Annotated in this window: 23 protein-coding genes and 6 tRNA genes; 20 read left to right on the top strand and 9 right to left on the bottom strand. The window is 65.5% G+C overall.

Annotation, left to right across the window (positions count from 1 at the left end; translation table 11 throughout):
* Positions 1-14: 14 nt before the first annotated feature.
* A complete protein-coding gene (locus tag CVS48_RS12975; protein ID WP_100854810.1) occupies positions 15-782 on the bottom strand; it encodes a phosphatase PAP2 family protein in 768 nt (255 codons plus the stop codon).
* Positions 783-954: 172 nt separating this feature from the next.
* On the opposite strand from CVS48_RS12975, the gene miaB reads away from it, so the two are divergent.
* The 5 genes from miaB to lnt all read left to right on the top strand — a co-directional run bounded on the left by miaB (position 955) and on the right by lnt (position 6,620).
* Positions 955-2,406: a tRNA (N6-isopentenyl adenosine(37)-C2)-methylthiotransferase MiaB gene (gene miaB / locus CVS48_RS12970; protein ID WP_100854809.1), complete on the top strand. Its 1,452-nt coding sequence runs from the start codon at positions 955-957 to the stop codon at positions 2,404-2,406.
* Positions 2,403-3,425, top strand: coding sequence for a PhoH family protein (locus CVS48_RS12965; RefSeq protein WP_100854808.1), 1,023 nt, complete (start codon positions 2,403-2,405; stop codon positions 3,423-3,425). Before miaB ends, CVS48_RS12965 begins: the two co-directional genes overlap by 4 nt.
* Positions 3,415-3,891 carry an rRNA maturation RNase YbeY gene (gene ybeY, locus CVS48_RS12960; protein WP_100854807.1) on the top strand — a complete coding sequence of 159 codons (477 nt, stop codon included), beginning with the start codon at positions 3,415-3,417 and terminating at the stop codon, positions 3,889-3,891. Before CVS48_RS12965 ends, ybeY begins: the two co-directional genes overlap by 11 nt.
* A 213-nt stretch (positions 3,892-4,104) precedes the next feature.
* Entirely contained in the window at positions 4,105-4,995 is an 891-nt protein-coding gene (locus CVS48_RS12955; RefSeq protein WP_100854806.1) for an HlyC/CorC family transporter, read from the top strand.
* Entirely contained in the window at positions 4,992-6,620 is a 1,629-nt protein-coding gene (gene lnt, locus CVS48_RS12950) for an apolipoprotein N-acyltransferase (protein ID WP_100854805.1), read from the top strand. Before CVS48_RS12955 ends, lnt begins: the two co-directional genes overlap by 4 nt.
* 86 nt (positions 6,621-6,706) lie before the next feature.
* Here lnt and CVS48_RS12945 read toward each other — a convergent pair whose 3' ends face one another.
* Complete coding sequence (locus CVS48_RS12945) at positions 6,707-7,762, bottom strand: aldo/keto reductase (RefSeq protein WP_100854804.1); 1,056 nt, start codon at positions 7,760-7,762, stop codon at positions 6,707-6,709.
* Positions 7,763-8,122: 360 nt separating this feature from the next.
* Between CVS48_RS12945 and CVS48_RS12940 the strand changes: the two genes are divergently transcribed.
* The 9 genes from CVS48_RS12940 to CVS48_RS29205 all read left to right on the top strand — a co-directional run bounded on the left by CVS48_RS12940 (position 8,123) and on the right by CVS48_RS29205 (position 12,953).
* Positions 8,123-8,198 (top strand) — tRNA-Ala (locus tag CVS48_RS12940).
* Positions 8,199-8,246: 48 nt separating this feature from the next.
* Positions 8,247-8,322, top strand: a tRNA-Glu gene (locus CVS48_RS12935).
* Positions 8,323-8,391: 69 nt separating this feature from the next.
* Positions 8,392-8,468: transfer RNA gene (locus CVS48_RS12930), tRNA-Asp, on the top strand.
* Between the two features lie 107 nt (positions 8,469-8,575).
* Positions 8,576-8,651 (top strand) — tRNA-Ala (locus CVS48_RS12925).
* Positions 8,652-8,712: 61 nt separating this feature from the next.
* A tRNA-Glu gene (locus tag CVS48_RS12920) sits at positions 8,713-8,788 on the top strand.
* A 70-nt stretch (positions 8,789-8,858) separates the two neighbouring features.
* Positions 8,859-8,935, top strand: a tRNA-Asp gene (locus tag CVS48_RS12915).
* Between the two features lie 276 nt (positions 8,936-9,211).
* Entirely contained in the window at positions 9,212-10,705 is a 1,494-nt protein-coding gene (locus tag CVS48_RS12910; protein ID WP_100854803.1) for a helix-turn-helix transcriptional regulator, read from the top strand.
* 269 nt (positions 10,706-10,974) lie between these two features.
* On the top strand, positions 10,975-12,012 hold the full coding sequence (gene bioB, locus CVS48_RS12905; RefSeq protein WP_100854802.1) for a biotin synthase BioB: 1,038 nt from the start codon (positions 10,975-10,977) through the stop codon (positions 12,010-12,012).
* On the top strand, positions 12,009-12,953 hold the full coding sequence (locus tag CVS48_RS29205) for an EamA family transporter (RefSeq protein ID WP_167401107.1): 945 nt from the start codon (positions 12,009-12,011) through the stop codon (positions 12,951-12,953). Before bioB ends, CVS48_RS29205 begins: the two co-directional genes overlap by 4 nt.
* 17 nt (positions 12,954-12,970) lie before the next feature.
* Here CVS48_RS29205 and CVS48_RS12895 read toward each other — a convergent pair whose 3' ends face one another.
* Both CVS48_RS12895 and CVS48_RS12890 read right to left on the bottom strand, forming a co-directional pair.
* Entirely contained in the window at positions 12,971-14,542 is a 1,572-nt protein-coding gene (locus CVS48_RS12895; protein ID WP_100854801.1) for an MFS transporter, read from the bottom strand.
* 86 nt (positions 14,543-14,628) lie between these two features.
* On the bottom strand, positions 14,629-15,132 hold the full coding sequence (locus tag CVS48_RS12890) for a peroxiredoxin (RefSeq protein WP_100854800.1): 504 nt from the start codon (positions 15,130-15,132) through the stop codon (positions 14,629-14,631).
* Between the two features lie 239 nt (positions 15,133-15,371).
* On the opposite strand from CVS48_RS12890, the gene CVS48_RS12885 reads away from it, so the two are divergent.
* Complete coding sequence (locus CVS48_RS12885) at positions 15,372-15,797, top strand: hypothetical protein (protein ID WP_100854799.1); 426 nt, start codon at positions 15,372-15,374, stop codon at positions 15,795-15,797.
* A 118-nt stretch (positions 15,798-15,915) separates the two neighbouring features.
* Here the strand turns inward: CVS48_RS12885 and CVS48_RS12880 are convergent, their stop codons facing one another.
* The gene (locus tag CVS48_RS12880) at positions 15,916-16,800 is read right to left on the bottom strand and encodes a dienelactone hydrolase family protein (RefSeq protein ID WP_100854798.1); all 885 of its coding nucleotides are present in this window, start codon (positions 16,798-16,800) and stop codon (positions 15,916-15,918) included.
* Between the two features lie 68 nt (positions 16,801-16,868).
* The gene (locus CVS48_RS12875; protein ID WP_100854797.1) at positions 16,869-20,411 is read right to left on the bottom strand and encodes a DUF748 domain-containing protein; all 3,543 of its coding nucleotides are present in this window, start codon (positions 20,409-20,411) and stop codon (positions 16,869-16,871) included.
* Between the two features lie 139 nt (positions 20,412-20,550).
* Between CVS48_RS12875 and moaC the strand changes: the two genes are divergently transcribed.
* Genes moaC through CVS48_RS12850 form a run of 5 tightly spaced genes read left to right on the top strand, consistent with a single transcriptional unit; the run spans position 20,551 to position 23,486 of the window.
* Positions 20,551-21,039 (top strand): cyclic pyranopterin monophosphate synthase MoaC, encoded by a 489-nt coding sequence (gene moaC, locus CVS48_RS12870; RefSeq protein WP_100854796.1) that lies wholly within the window; start codon positions 20,551-20,553, stop codon positions 21,037-21,039.
* Positions 21,020-21,271: a MoaD/ThiS family protein gene (locus tag CVS48_RS12865; RefSeq protein WP_100854795.1), complete on the top strand. Its 252-nt coding sequence runs from the start codon at positions 21,020-21,022 to the stop codon at positions 21,269-21,271. Before moaC ends, CVS48_RS12865 begins: the two co-directional genes overlap by 20 nt.
* A gap of 5 nt (positions 21,272-21,276) precedes the next feature.
* Positions 21,277-21,759, top strand: coding sequence for a molybdenum cofactor biosynthesis protein MoaE (locus CVS48_RS12860; RefSeq protein WP_167400988.1), 483 nt, complete (start codon positions 21,277-21,279; stop codon positions 21,757-21,759).
* Positions 21,756-22,277 carry a molybdenum cofactor biosynthesis protein B gene (gene moaB, locus CVS48_RS12855; RefSeq protein WP_100854793.1) on the top strand — a complete coding sequence of 174 codons (522 nt, stop codon included), beginning with the start codon at positions 21,756-21,758 and terminating at the stop codon, positions 22,275-22,277. The genes CVS48_RS12860 and moaB overlap by 4 nt, the downstream gene beginning before the upstream one ends.
* A 3-nt stretch (positions 22,278-22,280) precedes the next feature.
* Positions 22,281-23,486, top strand: coding sequence for a molybdopterin molybdotransferase MoeA (locus tag CVS48_RS12850; RefSeq protein ID WP_100854792.1), 1,206 nt, complete (start codon positions 22,281-22,283; stop codon positions 23,484-23,486).
* A gap of 23 nt (positions 23,487-23,509) precedes the next feature.
* Here CVS48_RS12850 and mobA read toward each other — a convergent pair whose 3' ends face one another.
* The 3 genes from mobA to CVS48_RS12835 are packed head-to-tail and all read right to left on the bottom strand — an operon-like array spanning position 23,510 to position 26,435.
* Complete coding sequence (gene mobA, locus CVS48_RS12845; RefSeq protein ID WP_279629471.1) at positions 23,510-24,169, bottom strand: molybdenum cofactor guanylyltransferase MobA; 660 nt, start codon at positions 24,167-24,169, stop codon at positions 23,510-23,512.
* Positions 24,162-25,313: a GTP 3',8-cyclase MoaA gene (gene moaA, locus CVS48_RS12840; RefSeq protein WP_100854791.1), complete on the bottom strand. Its 1,152-nt coding sequence runs from the start codon at positions 25,311-25,313 to the stop codon at positions 24,162-24,164. The genes mobA and moaA overlap by 8 nt, the downstream gene beginning before the upstream one ends.
* A gap of 42 nt (positions 25,314-25,355) precedes the next feature.
* Entirely contained in the window at positions 25,356-26,435 is a 1,080-nt protein-coding gene (locus tag CVS48_RS12835; protein ID WP_100854790.1) for a substrate-binding domain-containing protein, read from the bottom strand.
* Positions 26,436-26,474 lie beyond the last annotated feature (39 nt).

The raw sequence follows: 26,474 nt of genomic DNA, 5'->3' as shown, positions 1-26,474 counted from the left end.
TTCAACACGCACGCTTACGCCTTCTTCCACCAGCGCCACGGCGCGCGCAGCGGCCATTGGTACTGGCTGCCCAACACGCGCGGCGCCAGCATATGACCCACCACGAAGGCGATGCCGGCCGCGGTCATCACGTCCGACAGGTAATGGTCCAGGTTGACCAGGCGGCTCATTGCCACCAGCACGGCCAACAGATAAAAGACCGCGCGCCAGCGCGGCGCCAGGATAGCCAGCACGACGGCCACGGCGAAGGCCGCATAGGTGTGGCTGGACGGAAAGGAATTGAACTGCTGTGCGCGCGAAAAGGATTCGCCCAGGCCGTAGATGCCCTTCTCGAAAAACAACTCGGGACGCGCCCGCGCCACCGAACGTTTAAGCAAGAGCACAATCAAGCCGCCCACCGCCAGGGTGGACAGCATCAGCAGGCTGCCGCGCGCCATGCTGGCGTAGCTCATGCGCAGCGGGTTGCTCCAGCCGCGTGCCAGGCCAATCAGACCCACAACGTAAAACGCCAGCGCCACGCCGATGTACGGGCCGCTTTCGCCCAATTCCCCGATCCATTCGAAGGACAGGTTCACACCGTCGGAGACAGATTGCTTGATCCAGATGGCCAGCGGCAGATCGATCCAGCGCGCGCAGGCGCCGGCCACCAGCGCCAACACCCCGGCAAGCAGCAGCCACGTCACTAAGGAAACAGGGTGGCGGATCGGCTTCTGCGGGGATAGACCGGGCGCGGCTGGGGCCACCGAAACGGCAGCCTGGGGCGTCAGGGGATCGGGATTCATCGGTAACGCTCAAGGAGAATAAGAGATATTACTGCCGACTCAAACCCAGCCGGCTCGCTATCGTAACGGCACCCGCACGCACGGCAAAGAAACAATTTCCACGCAAGGGTTAAAATTCCGCCTTTCCACCTCATTGAAGCCCCCGGGATCTACACCCGTCACGGCGACCATCATGCAAGCTACCTCCCTCAAGCGCGGCAACGCGCCCGGTGACGGCCCCCCCGCCGCGCCCGTCCCTGACACTTCCGCCGCTGACGCCGGCACAGGTTCCCCCCGCAAGCTGTACATCCGCACCTTTGGCTGCCAGATGAACGAGTACGACTCGGACAAGATGGCCGACGTGCTGCGCGGCGACCAGGGCCTGGAACTGACCGACAACCCGGAAGAGGCCGACGTCATCCTGTTCAACACCTGTTCGGTGCGTGAAAAGGCGCAGGAAAAAGTGTTTTCGGATCTGGGCCGGGTGCAGCACCTGAAGAAGACCAATCCGAACCTGGTGATTGGCGTGGGCGGCTGCGTGGCCAGCCAGGAAGGCGCTGCCATCGTCAAGCGCGCCCCGTACGTGGACGTGGTGTTCGGGCCGCAAACCCTGCACCGCCTGCCCGACCTGATCGCGCGCCGCCGTGCCGAAGGCCGCTCGCAGGTGGACATCAGCTTTCCGGAAATCGAAAAGTTCGACAACATGCCGCCCCCGCGCGTTGATGGCGCCACGGCGTTCGTGTCCATCATGGAAGGCTGTAGCAAGTACTGCAGCTTCTGCGTCGTGCCGTACACGCGCGGCGAGGAAGTCTCGCGCCCGTTCGAGGACGTGCTGATCGAAGTGGCCGACCTGGCCGACCAGGGCGTGAAGGAAGTGACGCTGCTGGGCCAGAACGTGAACGCCTATCGCGGCAAGATGGAAGGCTCGGACGAGATCGCCGACTTCGCCATGCTGCTGGAATACGTGCACGAAATTCCCGGCATCGAACGCATCCGCTACACAACCTCGCACCCCAAGGAAATGACCCAGCGCATGGTGGACGCCTACGCCCGCCTGCCCAAGCTGGTGTCGTTTTTGCACCTGCCCGTGCAAGCCGGCAGCGACCGCGTGCTGGCCGGCATGAAGCGCGGCTACACCACGCTGGAATTCAAGTCGGTGGTGCGGCGCCTGCGCGCGGCGCGCCCGGACCTGACCCTGTCGTCGGACTTCATCGTGGGCTTCCCCGGTGAAACCGAAGAAGACTTCGAAAAGACCATGAAGCTGATCGAGGACGTCGGTTTCGACACCTCGTTCTCGTTCGTCTACTCGCGCCGCCCGGGCACGCCCGCCGCCGACCTGACGGACGACACGCCGCAAGACGTGAAACTGCGCCGCCTGCAGCGCCTGCAAGCGTTGATCAACGAGCAGGCGGCCACCATCGCCCGCAACATGGTCGGCACCCGCCAGCGCCTGCTGGTCGAAGGCCCCTCGCGCCGCGACCCCAACGAGCTGATGGGCCGCACCGAGAACAACCGCATCGTGAATTTCGCCGCGCCCGCGCGGCTCATCGGACAAATGGTCGACGTCATCATCACCGAAGCGCACACGAATTCGTTGCGCGCCCGGGTGGCCGATGTGGACCGCGTTCCCCAAGAGGCCGAATGACCACTCCCCGTTCCCGCGCCCGTCGCAGCATGCCCGCCGTCGTCAACCTGGACGGCGACAACACCCACCTGGCCAACCTGTGCGGCCCGCTGGACGAAAATTTGCGTCAGCTTGCCGATGGCATGGAAGTGAAGCTTTCGCGCCGCGGCAGCCGCGTCACCATTGAAGGCGAACGGGCTGAACTGGCCGGCCGCGTGCTGCGGCGCTTTCACGAACAGGCCGTGCACCGCGCTCTGTCGGTGGACGACATCCAGCTGGGCCTGGTCGAAATCGGCGTCGGCCGCCAGGAAGACAAGCAGGAAGCACAGGCCCCCGAAGCCGACCCGCTGCCCGCCCTGGACGACGAAAGCGACAGCATCGCGCTGCGCACCAAGCGCAGCGACCTGCGCCCGCGCACGCCGCGCCAGCGCGACTACCTGAACAACATCCTGAAGCACGACATCACGTTTGGCGTTGGCCCGGCCGGCACCGGCAAGACCTGGCTGGCGGTGGCTTGCGCCATCGACGCCATGGAACGCGACACCGTGCAGCGCCTGGTGCTGACCCGCCCTGCCGTCGAAGCCGGCGAGCGCCTGGGCTTCCTGCCCGGCGACCTGGCTCAGAAGGTGGACCCGTACCTACGCCCGCTGTACGACGCGCTGTACGACCTGATGGGTTTTGAAAAGGTGCAGCGCCTGTTTGAAAAGCAGACCATCGAAATCGCACCGCTGGCCTATATGCGCGGCCGCACGCTGAACCACGCCTTCGTGATCCTGGACGAAGCGCAGAACACCACGCCGGAACAAATGAAAATGTTCCTGACGCGGATCGGCTTCGGCAGCAAGGCCGTCATTACCGGCGACCCGTCGCAGGTGGACCTGCCGCGCGGCCAGGACAGCGGCCTGGCCCACGCGGTCAAGGTGCTTGAAGACGTGCAAGGCATCGCCACCACCCGCTTCACCAGCCGCGACGTCGTGCGCCACCCCTTGGTGGCCCGCATCGTCGACGCTTACGACCGCGCCTCTGAAAATGAAGCCTGAGCTGTCCCTGTCCGTGCAATACGGGGTGGAAGAGCCACGCCTGCCCCGCTGGCGCCTGCGTCGGTGGGCTGAGCGCGCGCTGACGGCCGCCGCCGAAGATGGCCTGGTTGATTTCTCGGCCGCCGAGCTCAGCCTGCGCCTGGTCGGCGCGGCCGAGGGCCGCCGCCTGAACCGCGACTTCCGCGAACGCGACTACGCCACCAACGTGCTCACTTTTGAGTATGGCGTGGACCCCGTGGGCGTGGCGCGCGGCGATATCGTGATGTGCGTGCCCGTGCTGGTGCGCGAGGCCCGTGAACAGCGCAAGCCGCTGCTTGAACACGCGGCCCACCTGACCATCCATGGCGTGCTGCATTCGCTGGGCTACGACCACATCAAGGCACGCGACGCCAAGCGCATGGAAGCGCTGGAAACGGCCACGCTGGCGCAGATGGGCATCAACGACCCGTACGTCGTCGCTGACTGAAGCCGACAGGCGCCGGCTCAACACGGCTTTCATGTGAGCCCAGCGCGGGGTTCAGGTGGGCCCGGAGGTCCGGGTCTACCCTTACGAATCTTATGAAAATGGCGGCCAGCAAGGCGCAGATGCCGTTGTTTGGCCCCATTTTCGAGGCCGTCGTAACAAAAGGCAGGTCAGTTTCGGTTATGCTGGCCCCTCCATAACTTGTCCTCCCGGACGATGTCTGACCCTTACCCTGCTCCTGAAGCGACCACTGCTCGCTCATCCAAACCCGCCACCAAATCCCTTCTAGACCGCCTGCTTTCCCTTGTGCGCCGAGAGCCCGAGGACCGCGAAGGCATCAAGGCCATTCTGGAAGCCGCCCACGATCGCCACCTGCTGGACGCCGAGTCCTACAAGATGATCAAGGGTGCGCTGGCCGTGTCCGAAGGCACCGTCGGCGACATCATGGTTCCCCGCTCGCGCATGGATCTGCTGGACGTCACGCAGCCCATCCCCTATCTGGTGGCCTCGGTGATCGAAACCGCGCATTCGCGGTTCCCGGTCTACGAGGGCGACCGCGACAACATCATCGGCATCCTGCTGGCCAAGGATCTGCTGCGCTGCATGCTGGAACCCAACATCGAATTGCGCACGCTGGTCCGCCCCGCCGTGTTCATTCCCGAATCCAAGCGCCTGAACGTGCTGCTGCACGAATTCCGCGCCAGCCGTAACCACCAGGCCATCGTCATCGATGAGCACGGCGGTATTTCGGGCCTGGTCACGATGGAAGACGTGCTGGAACAGATCGTCGGTGAAATCGAAGACGAATTCGACGAAACCGAGGAAGACGAGATCTTCCCCGAAGGCGAAAACCAGTGGCGCGTCATGGCGGCCACGGACATCTCGCACTTCAACGAGGTGTTCGGCTGCGCGTTGCCGGACGACGAATACGATAGCGTCGGCGGTTGGATGGGCGGCCAGTTGGGCCGCATTCCGCGCCGGGGCGACGTCGCCGAATTCGACGGCCTGCGCATGGAAGTGGCCCGAGGCGACGCCCGCCGCGCCATCTGGCTGCGCGTCAAGCGCAACGATCCCACCCAAACCGCCCGCCCCGCCGACGACGAATGAGCCGTATCCCGCGCAGCACCCTTCTGCGTGGCGCCGCCGGCTTGACGCTGGCCGGCGCCGTGCACGCCCTGAGCTTCGCGCCCGGCCCCTTGCCCGATTGGGCATTGGCGATCACGCAGATTCTGATGCTGGCCATCGCGGCGCGCGTCACGCTGACCGCGCCGTCGGCCAGGCAGGCCTGGCTGCGGGGCTGGCTGTTCGGCTTCGCCACCTATGCGGTGGGCCTGTACTGGCTGTTCATCAGCATGCATCGCTACGGCGATCTGGCCGCGCCGCTGGCCGTGGCCGGCGTGCTGGCCTTGTCCGCCTTCCTGGCCTTGTTTCCCGCCACGGCCAGCGCGCTGACGCGCCGCTATGCCCCCCTCACCGCCGACGCCACGCCCCTTGGAATCCTGGCGTCCGCCCTGGCCTGGGCCGCGATGTGGGGCGGCTTCGAATGGTTGCGCGCCGTCTTGCTGACGGGTTTTCCGTGGCTGAACATCGGCTACGCCCAGGTGGACAGCCCCATCGCCGGCTGGGCGCCGATTCTGGGCGTGCATGGCATGGCGTTCATCGCCGCCTTCGTCGCGGCGGCGATCGCCACCTTGTGGCAACCGTCCCGCAAGAAGGCCATGGATTCGCGCCAGGCCATGGCGGCCGGCATCGCGCTGGCGCTTGCCGCTGTCGGTTGGCCGCTGTCCCGCATGGACTGGTCCGCCCCAACCGGCGACCCGCTCAACGTGCGGCTGATCCAGGGCAACATCGAACAGTCGCAGAAATTTGATCCGGCCTTGCTGGAGCAAAGCCTGGTGCGCCATCTGGAAATGACGGCATTGCCGCCCGCCCAGGGCGTGCCCGCGCCGCAACTGGTGATCCTGCCCGAAACGGTGCTGCCCATCTTCCAAGACCAGTTGGACCCGCGCGTCTGGGACGCCTGGCGCGGCGTGGCCGCGCGCGGCAACATGACGATCGCCATGGGCGTGCCCCTGCACGACCAGGTCGATGGCCGCGACCGCTACACCAACAGCGTGATGGGCTTTGACGGCAACACGCCGATCGAACAACTGGTGCGTGGCACCACCGCCATGCGCTACGACAAGCGCCATCTGGTGCCTTGGGGCGAATACGTGCCGCCTGGATTCCGCTGGTTCGTGGACCTGCTGAACATGCCGCTGGGCGACTTCGATCGCGGCGCGGCACGCCAGACGCCGTTCGCGGTGGGTGGCCAGCACATCGCCTTCAACATCTGCTACGAAGATCTGTTCGGCCCCGATCTGCTGCCCGCGTTGCAGACCGGCACCAACGGCGAGCCCGGCGCGACCATCCTGGTCAACGTCAGCAACCTGGGCTGGTTCGGCAATTCGTGGGCCTTGCGCCAGCATTTGCAGATTGGCCGCCTGCGCACCATGGAAACCGCGCGCCCCATGCTGACCTCCACCAATACCGGCATCACCGCCGCTATCGATGCCAAGGGCCATGTCGCGGCCCAGCTCGCGCCCTTGCAGCCGGGCGTGCTGCCGGTGTCGGTTCAGGGCATGACGGGGCTGACCCCTTATGCGCGATTTGGCGACAAGTTGGCGTTGGCGTTGATGGGTCTGGTGCTGATCGCCGCCATCGGCAGCCACCGCAAGGCGCGCCGGGGCTGATCGGCCCCGGGGGCCAGACCTGGGCTTAGGTCCAGATCCAGGTCCAGATCCAGTCCCAGACCCAGACCCAAATCCAGGCTCCAGACCTAAGCGAACAGGTTGACCGGCAAGCGGCCGCTGTCATCGGGCGGGCGCACAGGTCCGGCGCCCGCGCCGGTCAGTTCAATCGCTTCAGCGACGGCGTCCATGTCGTCGCTATCCAACTCCAGCTCCGCCGCGCCCAGCAAACCGTTGACCTGCGCGGCGCTGCGCGCGCCCACGATCGCCCCGGTGACGCCGGGCCAAGCCAGCGTCCACGCTGCGGCAACCGCGGCCACCGTGGTGCCGTGCTGTTCGGCAATGGGTTTCAAGGCATCGGCCAGCGCCAGGTTCCGGTCCAGGTTGGGCGACGAAAACTCCGCATTGCGGGCGCGCCAATCGTCCGGAGGCAACGCACGCGCGCGCTCGGCGGAAAACGCACCGCTTAACAATCCGGATTGCAGCGGGCTATAGACGATCACGCCGATGTCGTGTTCGGCACACCATGGGATCAGGTCAGCGGCGGCGGCGCGCTGAATTGCCGAGAACGGCGGCTGAAGCGAATCCACGTGGCCCAGCGACTCGGCATCCTGCACCTGCGCCAGATTGTGATTCGACAGGCCGATCGCCCCCACCTTGCCTTCCTGCTTCAGGTCCAGCAGTTCCTGCCAATAGGTCTCGATCGGCGTGCCGTCGCCGGCCGGCCAGTGCATTTGGTAAAGGTCGATACGTTCCACGCCCAGGCGGCGCAGCGAGCCCTCGATTTCGCGGCGGATGCTGGCGGGCGCGCCGGTGCGGCGGGGCATCGCCTGGGGATTGTCGGCCGACCAGGTCAGCCCGCATTTGGTGAACACGTAGGGCCTTTCACCCGGCGCCATCTGCGCCAGCGCGCGGCGCACGATCTCTTCGGAATGGCCCAGCCCGTAGACCGCGGCGGTGTCGATCCAGTTGATGCCTCGGTCCACCGCCAGCCGGATCGCCGCGATGGAGTCGGCGTCGTCTTGCGGCCCCCACCCCACCGCCCAGCCGTTGCCGCCGATTGCCCACGCGCCCAGACCGATCCGCGTAATGGCCATGCCGCTGCGGCCAAGTGGCCGAGTGGGAAACGAAGTCTTCGTGCTCATGCGTGAATTCTCGATGTTGTCGCGCCGTTTTTTTTACGCGAAAGCCACGGATTGAAGAAATTTTTTGCCTCTCACGATAGCATCAGCACAAGCCATTGATTTTCCTGGATTCTGCACAAATCGATGGCACCCGTTTTGCGATGAATCGATCACAAAATACGCAAAAAAAGTCATCCAACCCCCATTTTTTTTGTCGTTTTACGGTTTTTGCCCGCGATCGACTTGCACACCCGATTTTGTTCGTGCATAATCTCGTTTCTTCGCCAACGGCACTAAACAAAACCGGCAACGAACGACGAAAAACGCACCATAAAACGTGTGTTTATCTCGTAAAACGTAGCTGGCATTGCTTAGAGAAACGGGGGTATAGCTCAGCTGGGAGAGCGCTTGCATGGCATGCAAGAGGTCAGCGGTTCGATCCCGCTTACCTCCACCAGTCAACAGCGAAGAATGCAGTACCAGTAATGCAGTACAGCAAGTCCAAGTCCCCTTCGTCTAGAGGCCTAGGACATCACCCTTTCACGGTGAGTACAGGGGTTCGAATCCCCTAGGGGACGCCAGTTTACTGGCAGCAGTACAGAAGTAGATAAGTGCAGTTGAAGTGACAAAGTAGTTGAGTAAGCCGCTGCGGAGCGGTAGTTCAGTTGGTTAGAATACCGGCCTGTCACGCCGGGGGTCGCGGGTTCGAGCCCCGTCCGCTCCGCCAAAAGCTCTCTCGCTCTGAGTCTTTCAAGAGCTCCGTCTTCGGGGCTTTTTGCTTTTATAGAGTGTGAGACCTTGTTGTTTGCAGTTCGGAACACCAAGGCGCCCTGTGGGGGTATAGCTCAGCTGGGAGAGCGCTTGCATGGCATGCAAGAGGTCAGCGGTTCGATCCCGCTTACCTCCACCATTAGGCAAAATCGCAGTACCGCAGTACCGTAGTAAAGTTGTTTGCAGTTCTGTTAGTTCAGGTCCCCTTCGTCTAGAGGCCTAGGACATCACCCTTTCACGGTGAGTACAGGGGTTCGAATCCCCTAGGGGACGCCAGCTTTTCTGGCATGTAGTTCCAAGCTGCCTTGACACCGCAGTGTAGTGATGAAGTTCAGTAAACCGCTGCGGAGCGGTAGTTCAGTTGGTTAGAATACCGGCCTGTCACGCCGGGGGTCGCGGGTTCGAGCCCCGTCCGCTCCGCCAAGCACTTTGTGCTTGTCCGCATTGCAGCACACCACAGCAGTACGCCATTGAAGCTCCGGATTCCGGAGCTTTTTGCTTTTCTGCGCGCGTATACCCCTCCGCTTCTTCGGCGCGATATCTCGGCGCTCAATCAAAACCCTATCCCCAAGCGCTATCCCCAAGCGCTATCCCCCCGGCTTTACCCCCCCGCTAAGACTCGTCCGTTTTGCTCTCTGGACAGCATCGCCGCGCGCCTGCATCCTGTGGGCTAACGCCACGCGAACCGAAGAGGCCTACGTGACCGCAAACGCCGCCGCGCCCCACGCGCATCGCCAGCACCTGCAAGCCATCATTGCGGGTTTGAATGAAGGCATCATTCTGCTTGAACCCGATGGCTCGATCGCCTGGGCCAATACCAGCGCACTTGAATTACACGGCGTGGACACTCTTGAGGCGCTGGGCGGCACCCCCGCCGGCTATCGCAAACGCTATACGCTGACCTACCGCAACCACCATCGCGTGCCCGCGCGCCAGTACCCGCTGGACCTGCTGGCGGCCGGCGAAACGTTTGACGACCTGCTGCTGGACCTGGGGCGCAAGGACGACGACGAATTCCTGCGCAACCTGCGTGCGCGCGGGCTCAAGCTGGAAGGCGACAAGGACGCCGACTACCGCGTGCTGATCCTGCACGACCAAACCGACCAGATCAACGCCGAAGAACGCTTCGAACGCGCGTTTGGCGCAAACCCCGCGCCCGCCTTGATCTGCCGGCTATCCGACCTGCGCTACGTGAAAGTGAACCAGGGCTTCCTGGAAATGACGGGCTACACGCGCGAGACCGTGCTGGGCAAGTCGGCCTACGAACTCGACGTACTGGACGGCGGCGAAAACAAAGAAGAGGCGGTGGCCAATCTGAACGAAGGCAAGACCATTCCGCAGCGCGAAGGCGTGGTGAAGCTGGCAAACGGTGAGACGAAGTTCGTGATGGTCGCCGGCCAGCCCATCGACATGCACGACGAGCCCTGCATGCTGTTCACCTTTATTGACCTGGAAGCGCGCAAGCGAACAGAGACGGCGCTGCGCGAAAGCGAAGAGCGCTTCTCGAAGGCATTTAAGCTGGCCCCCGTGCCCATGGCCGTGTGCGAAGGCGATTCGCTGCGCGTGCTGGACTTCAACGATGCCTTTGCGGCGGTCACGGGCGCCTCGTTGGAAACCAGCACGGGCGAGGCCCTGACCGACATCGGCCTGCAACCCTATGAAGGCATGGCCGCAAGCCTGAAGCGCGGCGAAAGCGCGCGCAACCGCGAGGCCACGCTGGCCACCCCGGACGGTGGCAGGCTGGACTGCCTGGTGTCGGCCGAGCCGGTGATGATCGGCGGCCAGCGCCGGTTGCTGATCGTCATGCAGGACATCACCGAGCGCAAGCGCTCTGAAATTGAATTGCTGGCCGCGATTGAAGCGGTGATGCAGGACACGTCCTGGTTCAGCCGCGGCATCATCGAAAAGCTCGCGCAACTGCGCCAGCCCGCGCCCGCCTCCCGCGACGTTGCGGAACTGGCGCAACTCACTACCCGCGAACGGGAAGTGCTGGGCCTGCTTTGCCAAGGCCACGATGACGACGCCATCGCCAAGGCCCTGAAGCTGTCGCGCAATACCGTGCGCAACCATGTGGCCACGATCTACAGCAAGATCGGCGTGCATCGGCGCAGCGCGGCCATCGTGTGGGCGCGGGATCGCGGTATTACGGGCCATGAGACCGCCCGGGTGCGCGACAAGCCCGCAAAGGACTGATCAAGGCGAGGTCGGACCCCTCGGATTTACAATTAGAATCAAAATATCCAGGGTTCCGGCATCGGCGAAGATGCCAACGAGTTAGATCACGCCGCGCCATTAAATCCCGCATCCGCGGCAATTAGCCCTGCAAGTCCCCTTCATTTTCGGGTTGCAGGCACACGTTGCGTAAACCCTGCGCAGGTTCTTACGATCCGCCGATCCGCCCTTGCCTGCTTCGGCAAGCGGCGCGATTTCCCGCGTTTCCGTAAGACCGACAGGAGCCCGCCTTGCATATCGCCACCATTCCCGTCCCGACGACGTCCAAGCACTTGCCCGCCCCGGCCTGGCGCACCGCCGACATCCTGGCGCTTTACGCGCTGCCGTTCATGGACCTGGTACACCGCGCGCAACAGGTGCACCGCGCCTACTTCGACCCGAACGCCGTGCAGTTGTCCAGCCTCTTGTCGATCAAGACGGGTGGTTGTCCCGAAGACTGCGCCTATTGCCCGCAGTCCTCGCATTACGACACCGGGCTGGATGCGGACAAGCTGATGCCGCTGGACGACGTAGTGGCCGCCGCCCGGGCAGCGCAGGCGGGCGGTGCGCAGCGTTTTTGCATGGGTGCGGCCTGGCGCAGCCCCAAGCCGCATCACCTGGAAGCCGTGGCGCAGATGGTCAGCGCGGTCAAGGCGCTGGGCCTGGAAACCTGCGTCACGCTGGGCATGTTGAAAGACGGCCAGGCCGAGCAACTGAAGGACGCCGGGCTGGACTACTACAACCACAACCTGGACACATCGCCGGAGTTCTACGGCAAGATCATTTCCACCCGCACGTATCAAGACCGGCTGGATACGCTGGACCGCGTGCGCGACGCCGGTATCAATGTGTGCTGTGGCGGCATTGTCGGCATGGGCGAATCGAGGCAAGAGCGCGCAGGGCTGATCGCCCAACTAGCCAACATGGATCCCTACCCCGAGTCGGTGCCGATCAACAACCTGGTGCACGTCGAAGGCACGCCGCTGGCCGACGTCGAGGCGCTGGACCCCTTTGAATTCGTACGCACCATTGCCGTGGCGCGCATCACCATGCCGCGCGCGGCGGTGCGCCTGTCCGCGGGCCGCGAAGCCATGGACGACGCGTTGCAGGCTTTGTGCTTCATGGCGGGCGCCAACTCGATGTTCTACGGCGACGCACTGCTGACCACCGCCAACCCGCAAATGCAGGCCGACCAACGCCTGCTGCAACGCCTGGGCATGCATGTGGAAGCAGGCGACCACCCCGCGCCCGCCGGAGCGCAGCAGCAGCAGACCCCGACATGCCGTTGACGCCGGGCATCCTGTACCTGCTGGCCAGCGTGACGTGCAGCGTCACCGTGGCCGTGCTGCTCAAGCTGGCGCGCCGCTATGACGTGGACGTGCGCCAGGCCATCACCATGAACTACGCGGTGGCCGCCCTGCTCTGCTGGGCCGTCTTGAAGCCCGACCCCGCCGCGCTGCTGGCGCCGCACACGCCGTGGACCGTGCTGGCGGCCTTGGGCGTGCTGCTGCCCAGCGTTTTCCTGGCGATGGCGGCGGCGGTGCGCCACGCCGGTATCGTGCGCAGCGACGCCGCGCAGCGCCTGTCGCTGTTCATTCCCTTGCTGGCGGCGTTTCTGCTGTTTGGCGAACCGGTCAGCGGCCGCAAGCTGGTGGCCATCCTGCTGGCGTTCGGCGCATTGGCCTGCCTGCTGCGCCGTCCGTCGGCCGGCACCGGCACAGGCACAGGCGCCGGTACAGGCACCGGCACAGGCACAGGCACCGGAACAGGCACCGGAACAGGCACAGGCACAGGCACCGGAACAGCGCCGGGCCGAGGCATCTGGCTATGGCCGCTGGTGGTCTGGGCGGGCTATGGGGTGATCGATATCCTGTTCAAGCAGGTGGCGCGCGCCGGCACCGCGTTTGCCTCGGGGCTGCTGCTGGCGTTGGTGTTGGCGGGAGGGCTGATGCTGGCCTATCTGCTGGCGCGCCGGGTGCGTTGGCAACGCCGCCACCTGTTGGCTGGCGTGGCGCTGGGCGCTTTCAACTTCGGCAATATCCTGACCTACATCCGCGCCCACCAATCGCTGCCCGAGCACCCGGCGCTGGTCTTCGCGTCGATGAACATGGGCGTCATCACCCTGGGCACGCTGGTCGGGGCCTTGGTGTTTCGCGAGCCGCTGACGCGGGTCAACGGCTTGGGCATCGCGTTGGCGCTGGCCGCCATCGTGCTGATGGCGCCTTGGTAGCCCGCGCCGGGCCGGTTTTATGTGCCGGTGCGGCGCTCGCGCTCGGCAGCATCGTCCGCGTCGCTGGTTGAGCTGGTTGAAGAGGCGGCTGCGTCGGTCGCGGTGCCATCGGCTGCCGCAGCGTCGGCTGCCGCAGCGTCGGCTGCCGGCGCTGCCGCTGCATCGGCCGGCCATTCTTGAGTGAGCGGCGCAGCGACGGGTGGCGGCTCCGAAGGCTGCGACTGCTCGGGCTGCTCCGATGATTCCGATGTTTCCGATGACTCCGCCGATTCCGCCGGCTCCGACGTAGCCGAACCCGCTGCCACCGTTGCCGCCGCCGGATCGGGCTGCACCATTTCCATCGAAATATCGTTTTCCGGATCCACGCGCGGATCCAGCACTGCCGCCGCGGGCGAGCTTTGCAGGGTGTCGGGCATGGGTACGAAATGCGTCGGCGCCTCGTCGACCTGGTGCGCGCCGGTGACGCGCGTCGGGCGCACCTGCCACACCAGGATCAGCGCGCAAGCCGAAATGAACACGTAATACATGCTGGGGCCGGCAAGCGACATCAGCAGGCCCGCGACCATGGGGCCGATACAGGCGCCCACGCCGTAGGTCATCAGCAACACGGCCGACAGGCTGACGCGGCGCTCGGACTCCACGTGGTCGTTGGCGAATGCCGCACCCAGCGGGTACAGCGTGAATTGCAGCACGCCGAACACGCAGGACAAGGCCACCAGCGCCCAATACGGCAAGGTCAGCCAGCCCCACATCACCGTGGGCAGCAGCACCAGCAGCAAGGCGTTGAAACGGATCAGGCCCGCGCGGTTGATGCGGTCGGACAGCCAGCCCATCGGCCATTGCGACAGCAAGCCAGCCGTGACGGCGGCAGCCACGAAGATGGCGGCTTGCGAGGTCGTCAGGCCGTACTTGGCGCCATAGACGGCGGCCAGGCCATAAAAAGCACCGGACAGGTTGCCCGCCACGAACAGCACCGTCATCGACAGCGGCACGCGGCGCATGAAAAAGCGGATGTCCAGCGGCGCGGGCAGCGGCGTGGGCGGGTGCGAACGCGCGGTCACGGCAATGGGCACCAGGCACAGCACCAGGCACATGGCCACCAGCGTCAACGGCCGCAAGTCCAGCGTGGCATAGGCGGTCAGCGCCAATTGCCCCAGCACCGTGCCCAGGCCGGACACCACCATGTAAACCGAGAACACCCGGCCGCGCTGGTGGTTTTCAGTTTGTTCGTTGAGCCAGCTTTCGATGACCATGAATTCGGTCACCATCACCACGCCGGAAATCAGCCGGAACACCAACCACAGCGGCATGGAATCGACCAGCGTCTGGGCCAGGATCATGCTGGTGGCGATGGCCGCGCACGCGACGAACGCGCGGATGTGGCCCACGCGGATGATGAGCTTGTGCCCCAGTCGGGCGCCACACACCAGGCCAAGGTAGTAGCCGGCGATCAAGGCGCCGATCCACACTTCGCTGACGGACTGCGCGGTCAGGCGCAGGCCCATGTAGGTGTTGAACAGACCCGTGCCGATCAGCATCAGCAAGGTCGCGAAGTATAGGGACGAGAATGAGGAGAGGGTGGCGAGCATGGCGTTGGCAACCGCTGCTGGCATTAGCGCGGCAGGCTGCAAAGGCAGCCTGCCGTGTTGAGCGGTAAAACAGGAACTACGTTAGGTCAGATTTGCGACAGCAGCGTGGCGGCATCGCTGACTTCGAACTTGCCAGGGCCTTCCACGTTCAGTTGCTTGACCACGCCGTCGACGATCAAGGCCGAATAGCGTTGCGAACGCACGCCCATGCCGCGCGCGATCAGGTCCAGTTCCAGACCCAGTTCCTTGGTCCACAGCGCCGAGCCGTCGGCCAGCATGCGGACCTTGCCTTCGGTCTTTTGCTCGCGGCCCCAGGCGCCCATGACGAAAGCGTCGTTGACGGCCACGCACCAGATTTCATCCACGCCCTTGGCCTTCAAGGCGGCGGCTTGTTCCACATAGCCCGGCAGATGCTTGGCCGAGCAGGTGGGGGTGAAGGCGCCCGGCAAGGCGAACAGCGCGATGGTCTTGCCGCGGGTCAGGTCGGAAACCTGGAACGCGTTGGGGCCCAGCGAGCAGCCGGCGGTTTCGGTTTCGATGAATTCGGTCAGGGTGCCTTCAGGCACGCGGTCGCCGACGTTGATCGTCATGGGGAATCTCCAGGGAAAAGTGGGGTAATGCATTGAGGCGGGATCGCCTCACACCCGACATCATAGTGCGTGCGCGCCCTGCCCGCTGCGCCAGACCGGCGCGAAAAAATCACGCACAGTCTGAAACGACTCCATACCCCGGCTACATCGCCTGGAAACGGCTGCTTGCCATAATGCAGGCGTGACCCACGCCCGCCCGGGCCGAAAGCCGCCCGCGGGCATCTATCGGAGACTTACCGATGCACAAGATCTTGACTGGCCTGGCCTGGGTCCTGGCCCAGGCCGCCGCGCCGGCCTGGGCCGCGCCGGATGCAAGCGAACAGACCCAGTACGATTCCTTCGTCATTGCCGCCGGGGCGTCCAACGGTGCCGCGCGCGCCTGCGGCGCGTCGGAACCCGACCTGGCCCAACACCGGGCGACGGCGCAGAAAAACCTGACGCAGTTCGCCAAGGAATATGGCTTCTCGATGGCGTCCTACGAGGCCTCGTTCCAGAAGGGCCTGGCCGAGGGCAAGACGATGATGGACGACATGAAGCGCTCGGGTGTGGACGGGTGCCAGGGCGTGCTGGGCAGCTTCCAGCACGAGCGCGCCATCAGTTACGAGCGCATGAAAAAGGCCTTGGCGGAAGTCAGCGACGGCCTGCCGGGGGAAAAAGCCAAGTAGGTGCCCGGCAGTGACCTGATAGGTTCCCTGGCCCTCGCCCGCCCTTCTGCCTGATGTCCGGTGAAGACTCCGTCCACGCCGTCAGCCCGTTCTGCCCGATGTCCAAACCCGACTCCGTCTACGCCGCCAGTCCGTTCTGCTTGAACCAATCCAGCATCCGGGTCCAGGCCTGCTCGGCCTCCGGCCTGCGGTACGACGGACGGTAATCCGCATGGAACGCATGCGGCGCTTCGGGGTACACATCGATCCGTGAGGCCTTCGCCGCCGCCGAGCCTTTCGCCAGTTCGACGCGCATGCGGTCGACGTCCGTCAGCGGAATGCCCGCGTCCTTGCCGCCATACGCGCCCAGCACCGGCGCTTTCAGGTCGTTAACCAGGCTCAAGGCCGACTTGGGCTTGAGGTCGGTGGGTTCGCCGGCCAGTTGGCCGTAGAACGCCGCACCGGCTTTCAACTTGGGGTTGTGGGCCGCATACAGCCAGACCTGGCGGCCGCCCCAGCAAAAGCCCACGATGCCCAGCTTGTCGGGGTTGCCGCCATTGGCCGCCGCCCACGTCGCGGTGGCGTCCAGGTCGTTCTGCACCTGAAGGTCGGGCACTTTGCTCACGACCTCGGCCAGCAGCTTCGGGATTTCGGTGTATTTGGATGGGTCGCCCTGGCGCGCGTAGAGTTCCGGCGCAATGGCCATGTAGCCCAGGTGCGCCAGGCGCCGGCACACGTCCTGGATGTATTCATGCACGCCGAAAATCTCGGACACGACCAGCACGGTGGGCAGGTTCTTCTTGCCTTCCGGTGCCGCGCGATAGGCCGGCATCTTGCCGTCTTTGGTGGGGATGTCGACCTTGCCGGCCGTCAGCCCCTTCGTGTCGGTGGCGATGGCGGTCTGCGCCACGGCCGGCCCCGCGGCCAGCGAAAAGCCCGCCGCGACCGTCGTGGCGATGAAGCCCCGACGGTCCAGCCGCAAGGGCGGCAACAGGCTGTCGAAGTGCGCGTCCTGATCGTTCATGAAGAATCTCCTGGCAAAAAAGCTGGTCCAAGACGCGGCACGCGGCGCGCGTCGTCGGCCTAGCGGGTTCACTTCAGGGAGAAGTCCACGCGCGAGGGTTGCCCCTCGTCCTTGATGCCGTCCGCGTCCAACTGCGGCGCAACGATGAAGACACGATCCGCGAGTCCTTCCTGGGCTTGCAACTTCTCATAAACTGCCTGTGCGCGGGCATCGGCCAATTGGCGCAATTGCTCGTCGCCCACCGGCGCCACGCCGCGCAGCATGGATTCCATCTGCTCGGCCGGCACGGACTTGGCCATGCCGACGAAATTGCGCGGCTTGTCCTTGATGTCCGTGTCGTCGTAGACGTCTTCCAGGTATTTGGCGCGCTCGGCGGCCGACACCTGCACCCCGGCCGGGTTCGGCTTTTTGCCACGCGGGGCCGTGTCCGCGGCCTTGGCGGCACGGATCTGCGCGTCCACCCACGCTTGGCGCAGGCCTTCCATGTCGGTCTTGGGATCGGCGCGGCCGCTGATGTCCATCTTCAGCGCGGGGCGCTCGGTCAAGGCCTTGGTCAGCGTGTCGATGCGCTGGATGGAATCTTCCGTCAGCACCGCGCTGCCCGGCGCGAATTCCACATACGACAGTTCTTCACCGCCCCCGAAGGCCGAGGCCAACAGGCTGAACGGCGAGGTCACCGCCTTGACCACCAGGTTCAGCAACACGCGCACCACGATGCCGCCCACCGAGAATTCCGGATCGTCCAGCGAGCCGGACACGGGCAGGTTGATGTCGATATTGCCGCGCGAGTCCTTCAGCAGCGCCACCGCCAACAGCACCGGCAGCTTGGTCGCGTCGGGGCTGTTGGTTTTGTCGCCGAAGGTCAGTTGGTTCAGCACCACGTGGTTGGACGCCTGCAAGGCGCGGTTCTTGATCTTGTATTCCAGGTCCACCGACAGCTTGCCGCGCTTGATCGGGTAGCCCACGTACTTGGCCGAATAGGTGTTGAAGCGCGGCAGGTCCACGCCCTTGGCCGACGCCTTCAGGTCCAGCGTCAAATACTTGGCGAATGGCTGCACGATGCCGCTGATGGACAGCGGCGCCGTGGTGTACACCCGCCCCGTCACCTTCACGTTGGCGGGCTGCGGGTTGGTGGACGACACCGCCGAGATCGCGCCCTCGATGGCCGACAGTTCCGCCACGTAGTTCGGTTTGACGAAGCGGTCGGTGAACGTCATGCGGCCGCGCGACAGCGTGACGCTGTTGACGGAGATATCGGGCATGGCGGCGCCGGCATCGCTCTTGGCGTCTTTATTCGAGGAAACCGGCGCGGCGGGCGCTTGCCGGCCCGGCGTTTGCGTATCTTGCGTGATGGAACCGCCGGCCTGCCCGGGCGCGGCAACCAGGTCCATCACGTTCAAGCGGCCCTGCGCGTTCAGCAGGATGCGGCCATAGAAGTCTTCCAGCGCAATGTCACCGAGCTTGGCAGCGACCTTGTCGCCCGCCACGGACACATCCATGCCGGCAAACGCCAGGCGCTTCCAGTTCAGGAAGTCGTCCTTGTTGACGCGGTCTTGCAGGTCGACGCCGGTTATGTCGACGCCGCCCTTCCAGTTGACCCGCATGGGCGCGTTGCCGGTGGCGGCGGCAAAGGCCACGTCGCCCTTGGCCGCCAGCGTGATGGCGCGCACGGTGGCGTTCAGGCTGCCGGCCGCATAGGGCGCGAACGGCGCCACGTTCAGGTCAGAGAGGTCCACGGAGGATGACAGCGTCAGCGGCTGCGGCGTGAACGAGCCCTTCAGGTTCAGCGCGCCGTCGCCCTGGATGCCCGCGGCCGCCAAGGTGAAATTGCTTTTCCCGGGGCCCATGGCCAGTCGGTCCGCCGTCAGGCGCAACGATTGCAGGGCGATGTCCAGCGCGGGCTTCTGTGCCTCGTCGCGCGCCTTGAACTGGGTCAGGTCGGCCTGGACACCCGTGGCGTAGGCGTCGATGGCGCCGGCCTTTTCGCTGACATGGATCTGGGCGGATGCACCTAGACGGCCATCCAGCAGCAAGATCGGCGCCGCGTTGCGCACAGCCGGGGCCAAGGGCGCCAGGGCAACGTTGCCCATCCGCACGGCCAGTTCCAGCGACAGCGGTTTCAGCTCCAGCGGCCCCTTGGCGCGGATCCAGCCGCCGTCGGTGCTGTTATCCACGTTCAGCCACAGGTTGACCGGCTGGTCCTTGACCTCGGGGATGGTCACGCCTTCAACGGTGGCGCCCACGCCGGTCACGACGTAGTCCAGCTTGCTGATCGCGTCGGTCAGGGTGAGCTCGCCTTCGTGCAGGTTGAAGGCGTCCAGCGTGACTTTCCAGTCCGACGAGTCCGGGGTGGGGGCAGGCGCGGGGGTGGCAGTACCTGGGGGGGCAACACCCGGGGTGGCCGGCGCCGAAGCTGCGGGCGACGGCGTGGCTGGCGTGGCATCAGGAGCGGGTTCGGCAGCGTCGGGTTTCGGCTTGTCCTTCAGCCCCATGTCGCGGCGCAGCTTGTCGGCTACTGGCGTCTCGGTGGGCGCCACGCCCGCCAGCGCCTTCAGTTTGACAACGACGTCCTGCCAGTTCAGGTGTTCATTGGCGTAGCGCCGCACATGGACCTGCGGCGCCCACAGGCCGATCTCGCCTACATAAGCCTGGCGCGCGATGGGTTCCAGTTCCAGGCGGGTGACGGTCAGCGCGCTCCAGGCAGCCAGGGGGTCGCCGTTGGTGTCGCGCAGGTCAAACCGGCGCAGCCCCAGATCGCCCACCACGCGAATCTTGGGCGCGGCGTCCTTGGGCTGTTCAAACACCACTTGCAGGTTGGAATCCAGCAGCGCGCTTTCCAGCTTGAAGGGCAGCGGCATCGGCCAGACGTCCGCCCACTTTTCAAGCTGCAAGCCATTGAAGGCCACGCGCAGGGTAGACGACGGCACCTTGTCGAACGGGCGCGCCACGCCGGTCAGGTCGAACGGGCTGCCGTTGATGCGCAGGTGCAGCCGAGGCTGCACGTCGATGTCGGTGGCGTAGCCGAAGTTGGAAATGAACGGCACGCCCAGGCCCAGTTCATCCACTACCTGCTTGCGTCCGGTGACCTTGTCATCCAGCGTGATGGACCCGCCTTCGATGACCATGTTGTTCAGCGAAAAACGCGGCAGGCCGGCGTCGGGTTCGGGCGGTTCTTCAGGCTTGGCCGCCGCCATGTCCGCGACGCGTTGCTGGATGTCAGAAAAATTGAAGCGCGTGACGTCTTCACGCACGATGGCAATGCTGGGCTCGCGCAGCGTCAAGCGGTCGACGACGGGCGCGAACCAGAACAGGGAGCTCCAGGCGGCGCTGGCATCCAGTTCGGCCAAGGTCAGCAGCGGGGTCTGCGACCCGGGTTGCGCCACGGCAAGGTCGCGGGCGCGCACCGTCAGCGTGAAGGGGTTGAAGCTGATCTTGCCCACGGAAACATCGCGGCCGATCATCTTGGCGACGTCGGTGGTCAGCACGTTGTGCAAGACCTTCGGCACTTGCCAGGCGGCAATGCCGCAGAGGATCAGCGCGACCGCCACAAGGCCCAGTAGGATTTTGCCGGCGCGCCGGGTGAACCGAAACTTGGGGCGCCGCAAGGGCATCGCGAGTTCTCCTGATACGAGTTGATGGCGATTATCGCGCCCTGGTTAGGGCTCGTCTATCATAGGCGGAACCACGTCCCCGCCCGGCTCGCTGGCGCGGCAGTTTTCAAACATTAACAATTCTCGATCCCGATTCCCAATGTCATCTTCCCCCCCTTCCCTGAGCCACCTGGACGAAGCCGGCCAGGTGCGCATGGTTGACGTCATCGCCAAGTCGGACACCGAGCGCGTGGCGATCGCCGTGGCCAGCGTGCGCATGAATGCCGTGGCCTACGGCCTGTTGACGCAGCCGGGCCAGGGCAAGGGTGAAGTGCTCAACACCGCGCGCGTGGCCGCCGTGCTGGCCGCCAAGCGCTGCGCGGAACTGATCCCGCTTTGCCACAGCCTGCCGCTGGCGTTCGTGGGCGTGGACTTCGCGCTGGACGACGCCGCGCATCGCATCGACATCCAGGCCACTTGCCGCACCAGCTACAAGACGGGCGTGGAAATGGAAGCCATGATGGCGTGCAGCGTGGCCGCGCTGACCATCTACGACATGTGCAAGGCCGCCGACAAAGGCATCGTGGTCGAACAAGTACGCCTTAAGTACAAGGCCGGAGGAAAAAGCGGTGAATGGCGCAACGATTAATCTGCTGTACTTCGCCCGCGTGGCCGAACTGGTCGGCAAGCGCGGCGAAGACTGGCCGCTGGATGGCGAATCCACCGGCGCCGAACTGCTGGCCGCGCTGGGCGAACGGTATCCCCAGCTGGCCCCCGCGGCGCGCTTGAAGCTGGCCATCAACCAAACCCACTCCAAGCCGACGGCGCCGATCCGCCCGGGCGACGAAGTCGCCGTGTTTGAACCCGTCACCGGAGGTTGAACGCCATGATCAGCGTCCAGGAAGCCGATTTCGACGCCGCCGCCCTGACGGCCGCGCTGCGTGAAAACGCCGGGTCCGGTGTAGGCGGCATCGTCACCTTCGTGGGCTATGTGCGCGACTACGCGCCCGATGCACCCACCGACACGCTCTATCTTGAACACTATCCCGGCATGTGCGAGCGCGAGCTTGAAGCCATTGCCGACACCGCCCGCCAGCGCTGGAAGCTGGACGGCACAGTCATCGTGCACCGCGTGGGCGCGCTCTCGCGCAACGCGCAGATCGTGTTCGTGGCGGCCGCCAGCGCCCACCGGGGCGACGCCTTCCGCGGCTGCGAATACATCATCGACGCGCTGAAAACCCGCGCCCCCTTCTGGAAGCGCGAAACGCTGGCAGGCGGCCGCAGCTTCTGGGTAGAACAACGCCAGGCCGACCAGGACCGTACCGACGCCTGGGATGAAGACACCGCCCCCACCAAGGAACGCCCATGAGCGAAGAAATTCCCGTCTCGCTGGCCTGCGCCGTGCTGACGGTCAGCGACACCCGCAGCGCGGGCGACGACACCTCCGGCAACCTGCTGGCCCACAGCCTGGCGCATGCGGGCCACGAGTGCGTACGCCGCGACATCGTCCGCGACGACATCTACCAAATCCGCCGCATCATCAGCGACTGGATCGCCGACCCCGAGGTGCAGATCATCCTGACCACCGGCGGCACGGGCTTTTCGCATCGCGACCACACGCCCGAGGCGATCCTGCCCCTGCTCGATCGCGAGATACCCGGCTTTGGCGAACTGTTCCGCCAGATCTCCTACACAGAGATCGGCAGCTCCACGATCCAGTCGCGCGCGTTCGCGGGCTCGGCCAACCAGACGCTGATCTTCTGCCTGCCCGGCTCGAACAACGCCTGCGAAACGGCCTGGGCGCAGATCCTGCGCGAGCAGCTCGACAGCAGGCACCGCCCGTGCAACTTCGCTTCGCACTTCAAGCCCCAAAAAGAAGACCACTGACCCATGCTGGATTTTGATCACGCCCAGACCCTGCTGGCCAATGCGGCCGGGCCGCTGCAACGCCGCGAAGAAATTGAACTGAATGAGGTTGCCGGCCGCGTGCTGGCGACCGACCTGCAAGCCACGGTGGATATTCCGCCGGCCGACAACAGCGCCATGGACGGCTACGCGCTGCGCGTGGCCGACTGGCGCGCCGGCGCCCGCCTGCCCATCCAGCAGCGCTGCTACGCGGGCGACGTGCCCGAGCCGCTCAAGCCCGGCCACGCCATCCGCCTGTTTACCGGTAGCCTGATTCCCGATGGCGCGGACACCGTCGTCATGCAGGAAGACGCGGTCGAAGCCGACAACCAGGTAGAGATCACGCGCGCGCCCGCCCCCGGCCAGCACATTCGCCGCCGGGGTGAAGACACGATGGCCGGCGCCCCCTTGCTGGCGGCCGGCGCCATGCTGCAAGCCGCGCATGTGGCGCTGCTGGCCTCGCAAGGGCTGGCCACCGTGCCGGTGATGGGCCGGTTGCGCGTGGGCATCCTGACCACGGGCGACGAGCTCGTGCCGCCCGGCACGCCGCGCGCGCCGGAACAGATCTACAACTCCAACGGCCCCATGCTGGCCGCGCTGGCGCGCGGCCTGGGCGCCGTCCCCGTGCACGTGCTGCATGCGCGCGACACCGAAGAAGAACTGCTGGCCGCGTTCAAGACCTTGCTGGCTGATTGCGATCTGGTGTTGAGCGTGGGCGGGGTGTCGGTGGGCGAACGTGATCTGGTCAAGCCCGCCCTGGCTACCTTGGGCGGCGAGCTATCGCTGTGGAAAGTCCGCATGAAGCCCGGCAAGCCGGTGGCGCTGGCCCAGATCGGCGGCAAGCCCGTGGTCAGCCTGCCCGGCAATCCGGTATCGGCCTATGCGGTCTTCGCCATGCTGGTATCGCCGCTGGTGCGGCGCATGCAAGGCCGCGAAGACATCTTCCCGCCCGTCAACCTGTTGCCGCTGCGCACCGACCATCCGCGCCAGGACGGGCGGGAGGAATTCCTGCGCGTGCAGCGCCGCGTGGCGAAAGACGGCACCGCCGAGCTCGTGCCGTATGGCCATCAAGGGTCGGGGGTGATCAGTTCCATGCCCTGGGCAACAGGGCTGGCGCGCTTGCCGGCTGATGTGTTGGTCAATGACGGCGACCGCGTGCCCTACTACGACATGCGGCACTGGCTGGCGTAGCTGGTGTAGCCGGTGTCGCTGACTTAGCTGGCGAAGCCGACGTAGCGTTCAGCAGCTGCCAGTTCTTCGGGCGTATTCACGTTCATGAAGGCGTCTGGCGCGTCGTCAAAACACGCCGCCACGCCGCCAACGCGGGCCTGCCACAAGCCCACCTTGCGGTCGCCCGCCAGCAGATAGGCGCGCAGGTCTGGCAGCAGCGATAGGCGCAACGCCATGCAGGCGGCATGGCGTTGGCCGCCTGCCATGGCATAGGCCAGCGGGGCCTGGGCGGAAGCCGCCTCGGCAATCAGCCGCGCCGCCAGATCGGCCGGCAGGAAGGGCGTGTCGCACGGCACGGCTACCAGCCAGTCGTCGTCAGCAGTTGAAGCAACAGCCGAACCTGCGTTTAAAGCAGCGGCCAACCCCGCCGCCACGCCCACCAGCGGGCCTTGAAAGTCGCCCAGCGCGGGCTCGCCGTCCGCCACCACCGTTCCGTATTGCGCATAACGTTCGGCATGCCGGTTGGCGCTGATGATCAGCCGGCCCACCTGCGGCGCCAGCCGGCGCGCCACGTGCGCCACCATGGGCGCGCCGTGCAACAAGACCAGGCCCTTGTCCTGATGGGCCATGCGCGCGCCCTGCCCGCCCGCCAGGATCAACCCGGCAATGCGTGCCGAGGCTAACGGCAAAGGCTGGTCAGCCACCGATGTAGCTCATCTCGACCTTGCGGCCCGGAGTTGGCGTGGGGTCCGCCATGTTGCGGCCGCGCAATTCTGAATAATTGTCGTGGCGGCCGGCCCAGATGCCCGCCACGATGGCGGCCAGTTCGGCGTCGCTTGCGCCATCGCGCAAGGGCGCGCGCAGATCAAAGCCCTCGTGCGCGAACAGGCACAGATAAAGCTTGCCCTCGGGCGACAGGCGCGCGCGCGTACAGCCGCCGCAGAAGGCCTGCGTGACGCTGGAAATGACGCCGATTTCGCCGCCGCCGTCGGCATAGCGCCAGCGTTCGGCCACGCGGCCCATGTCGTCCGTCTGCACGGGTTCCAGCGGGTACACCGCGCCGATACGGTCCAGCACTTCCTGGCTGGGCACCACTTCCGTCAGGTTCCAGCCGTTGGTGTTGCCCACGTCCATGTATTCGATGAAGCGCAGGATGTGGCCGCTGTGGCGGAAGCGTTCGGCCATGGGCAGGATCTGCCCGTCGTTCAGGCCGCGTCGCACCACCATGTTGACCTTCACCGGCGCCAGGCCGGCCTCGGCCGCGGCGTCGATGCCGCGCAGCACGTCGTCGGGCGTGAAGCCGCTGTCGCTCATGTCCTGGAACATGGAGGCGTCCAACGCGTCCAGGCTGACGGTCACGCGCGTCAGTCCGGCCGCTTTCAGATCGGCCGCCTTGCGCGCCAGCACGCTGCCATTGGTCGTCAGGGTAAGGTCCAGCGGAAGGCCTGCCGGCGTGCGCAACGCCGCCAGTTGGCCCACCAGGTTTTCCAGGTGCTTGCGCAGCAGCGGCTCGCCGCCCGTCAGCCGGATTTTTTCCACGCCCAACTGCGTGAAAATGCCGGCCAGACGGCTGATTTCCTCAAAGGACAGCAGCGCCGAATGCGGCATGAAGGTATAGCTGGCGTCGAACACTTCGCGCGGCATGCAGTAGGTGCAGCGGAAGTTGCAGCGGTCGGTGACGGAGATACGCAGATCGCGCAGCGGACGCGCGCGCTGGTCCAGCGCGGGCTGGCCGTCCGGCGGCAGCTCGCCCGGCGCGGGCCAGGCCGAGCGGTCGGATCCGGGCGTGGACCCGGGCTTAGCCCCGGGCTTGGCCCGCTCATCGGCAAGGAATATCACTTTGCTCATGGGGCGATCATATATCGGCGGCCAGGGTCCGGGCGGCCCCGCCTACGCGAAAGCCTCTTCCAGGGTTTGCAAACGGCCGGTGTCCTGGGCGTCGTAGCCCACCAGTTGCCCCACATAGCCCACGTAATCGGCGCTGCGCATGATGGACAGCAGGTCCTGCATGGCGGGCGTCTCCAGCGACGACTTGCGGATGGCGAAGAAGTAGCGTTCGCGCACCAGCGGAATGAAGTCCAGCCCGAACCGGCAGGCGGCCGTCTCTACCCCCACACCCGTGTCCGCCATGCCGCTGGCAATGTGCGCGGCAATGGCCATGTGCGTGAATTCATTGGTTTCGTAGCCCTGGACCTCGCCGATGGACACCCCGGCGCGTTGCAGCATCAGACCCACCAGGTAGCGGGTGCTGGACCCGATCTGGCGGTTCACGAAGCGCACGTCCTGACGCGCCAGGTCGGCCATGCCACGGATCTGCTTAGGGTTGCCGGCCGTGACAAACAGGCCGGTATTGCGCACGGCCAGATGGATCAGCAGGTAGTCGTCGGCGTGCAGCCACTGCGCATAGCGCTCCATGATGGGCGACTCAAAATCGCCCAGCGGCACCTGAAACCCGGCCAGGTCGCACTCATGGCGCTCCAACGAGGCCAACGCCTCGATCGCGGTGCGATAACGCAGTTCCAGCCCGGGTTTTCGGTCGCCCATGTGCTGCATCAGCGATTCCACCGCGAAGCCGTGGCTGGCGTGCAGCCGCAGATGCGGGCCGCTTTCGGGCAGCAGCCGTTCCAGCTCTTCCTGTAATTCCGACGCCATGCTGTCCAGCGTGGGCATCAAGCGCGCCTCGATGCGGCGGTTGGCCCACAGCAGGCGCTGCGCGAACGGCGACAGTTGCGTGCCCTGGCGCCGATTCGTGATCAGCAACTGGGTGCCGAAGGTGGTTTCGAACCGGCGCAGCACGCCCCAGGCATGCCGATACGACAGCCCGCAGGCGCGGCAAGCGCCCGAGATATTGCCGGTGGCGTCAATGGCGGCAAGCAGCGCAAGCATGTCTTGCAAAGGCACGGGCGACGTGTCGTCACCCCCGCCCAAGGTCCACTGCGGCCGCAGGCCGATACGAAACTTATATGTCATTTCTTTCTTATTGAAGACAGCCAAGTACGTGGTTAGAGT

Origin of the sequence: Achromobacter spanius (assembly GCF_002812705.1) — a bacterium.
GTDB lineage: Bacteria > Pseudomonadota > Gammaproteobacteria > Burkholderiales > Burkholderiaceae_B > Achromobacter > Achromobacter spanius.
Note: the sequence above shows the minus strand (reverse complement) of the source record. Positions and strands in the feature narration are given on the sequence as shown.

Excerpts from the sequence above, each read along its gene's own strand:
- CVS48_RS12975 (WP_100854810.1), bottom strand. The coding sequence starts at position 782 with ATGAATCCCGATCCCCTGACGCCCCAGGCTGCCGTTTCGGTGGCCCCA.
- miaB (WP_100854809.1), top strand. The coding sequence starts at position 955 with ATGCAAGCTACCTCCCTCAAGCGCGGCAACGCGCCCGGTGACGGCCCC.
- CVS48_RS12965 (WP_100854808.1), top strand. The coding sequence starts at position 2,403 with ATGACCACTCCCCGTTCCCGCGCCCGTCGCAGCATGCCCGCCGTCGTC.
- ybeY (WP_100854807.1), top strand. The coding sequence starts at position 3,415 with ATGAAGCCTGAGCTGTCCCTGTCCGTGCAATACGGGGTGGAAGAGCCA.
- CVS48_RS12955 (WP_100854806.1), top strand. The coding sequence starts at position 4,105 with ATGTCTGACCCTTACCCTGCTCCTGAAGCGACCACTGCTCGCTCATCC.
- lnt (WP_100854805.1), top strand. The coding sequence starts at position 4,992 with ATGAGCCGTATCCCGCGCAGCACCCTTCTGCGTGGCGCCGCCGGCTTG.
- CVS48_RS12945 (WP_100854804.1), bottom strand. The coding sequence starts at position 7,762 with ATGAGCACGAAGACTTCGTTTCCCACTCGGCCACTTGGCCGCAGCGGC.
- CVS48_RS12895 (WP_100854801.1), bottom strand. The coding sequence starts at position 14,542 with ATGCTCGCCACCCTCTCCTCATTCTCGTCCCTATACTTCGCGACCTTG.
- CVS48_RS12890 (WP_100854800.1), bottom strand. The coding sequence starts at position 15,132 with ATGACGATCAACGTCGGCGACCGCGTGCCTGAAGGCACCCTGACCGAA.
- CVS48_RS12885 (WP_100854799.1), top strand. The coding sequence starts at position 15,372 with ATGCACAAGATCTTGACTGGCCTGGCCTGGGTCCTGGCCCAGGCCGCC.
- CVS48_RS12880 (WP_100854798.1), bottom strand. The coding sequence starts at position 16,800 with ATGAACGATCAGGACGCGCACTTCGACAGCCTGTTGCCGCCCTTGCGG.
- CVS48_RS12875 (WP_100854797.1), bottom strand. The coding sequence starts at position 20,411 with ATGCCCTTGCGGCGCCCCAAGTTTCGGTTCACCCGGCGCGCCGGCAAA.
- moaC (WP_100854796.1), top strand. The coding sequence starts at position 20,551 with ATGTCATCTTCCCCCCCTTCCCTGAGCCACCTGGACGAAGCCGGCCAG.
- CVS48_RS12860 (WP_167400988.1), top strand. The coding sequence starts at position 21,277 with ATGATCAGCGTCCAGGAAGCCGATTTCGACGCCGCCGCCCTGACGGCC.
- moaB (WP_100854793.1), top strand. The coding sequence starts at position 21,756 with ATGAGCGAAGAAATTCCCGTCTCGCTGGCCTGCGCCGTGCTGACGGTC.
- CVS48_RS12850 (WP_100854792.1), top strand. The coding sequence starts at position 22,281 with ATGCTGGATTTTGATCACGCCCAGACCCTGCTGGCCAATGCGGCCGGG.
- moaA (WP_100854791.1), bottom strand. The coding sequence starts at position 25,313 with ATGAGCAAAGTGATATTCCTTGCCGATGAGCGGGCCAAGCCCGGGGCT.
- CVS48_RS12835 (WP_100854790.1), bottom strand. The coding sequence starts at position 26,435 with ATGACATATAAGTTTCGTATCGGCCTGCGGCCGCAGTGGACCTTGGGC.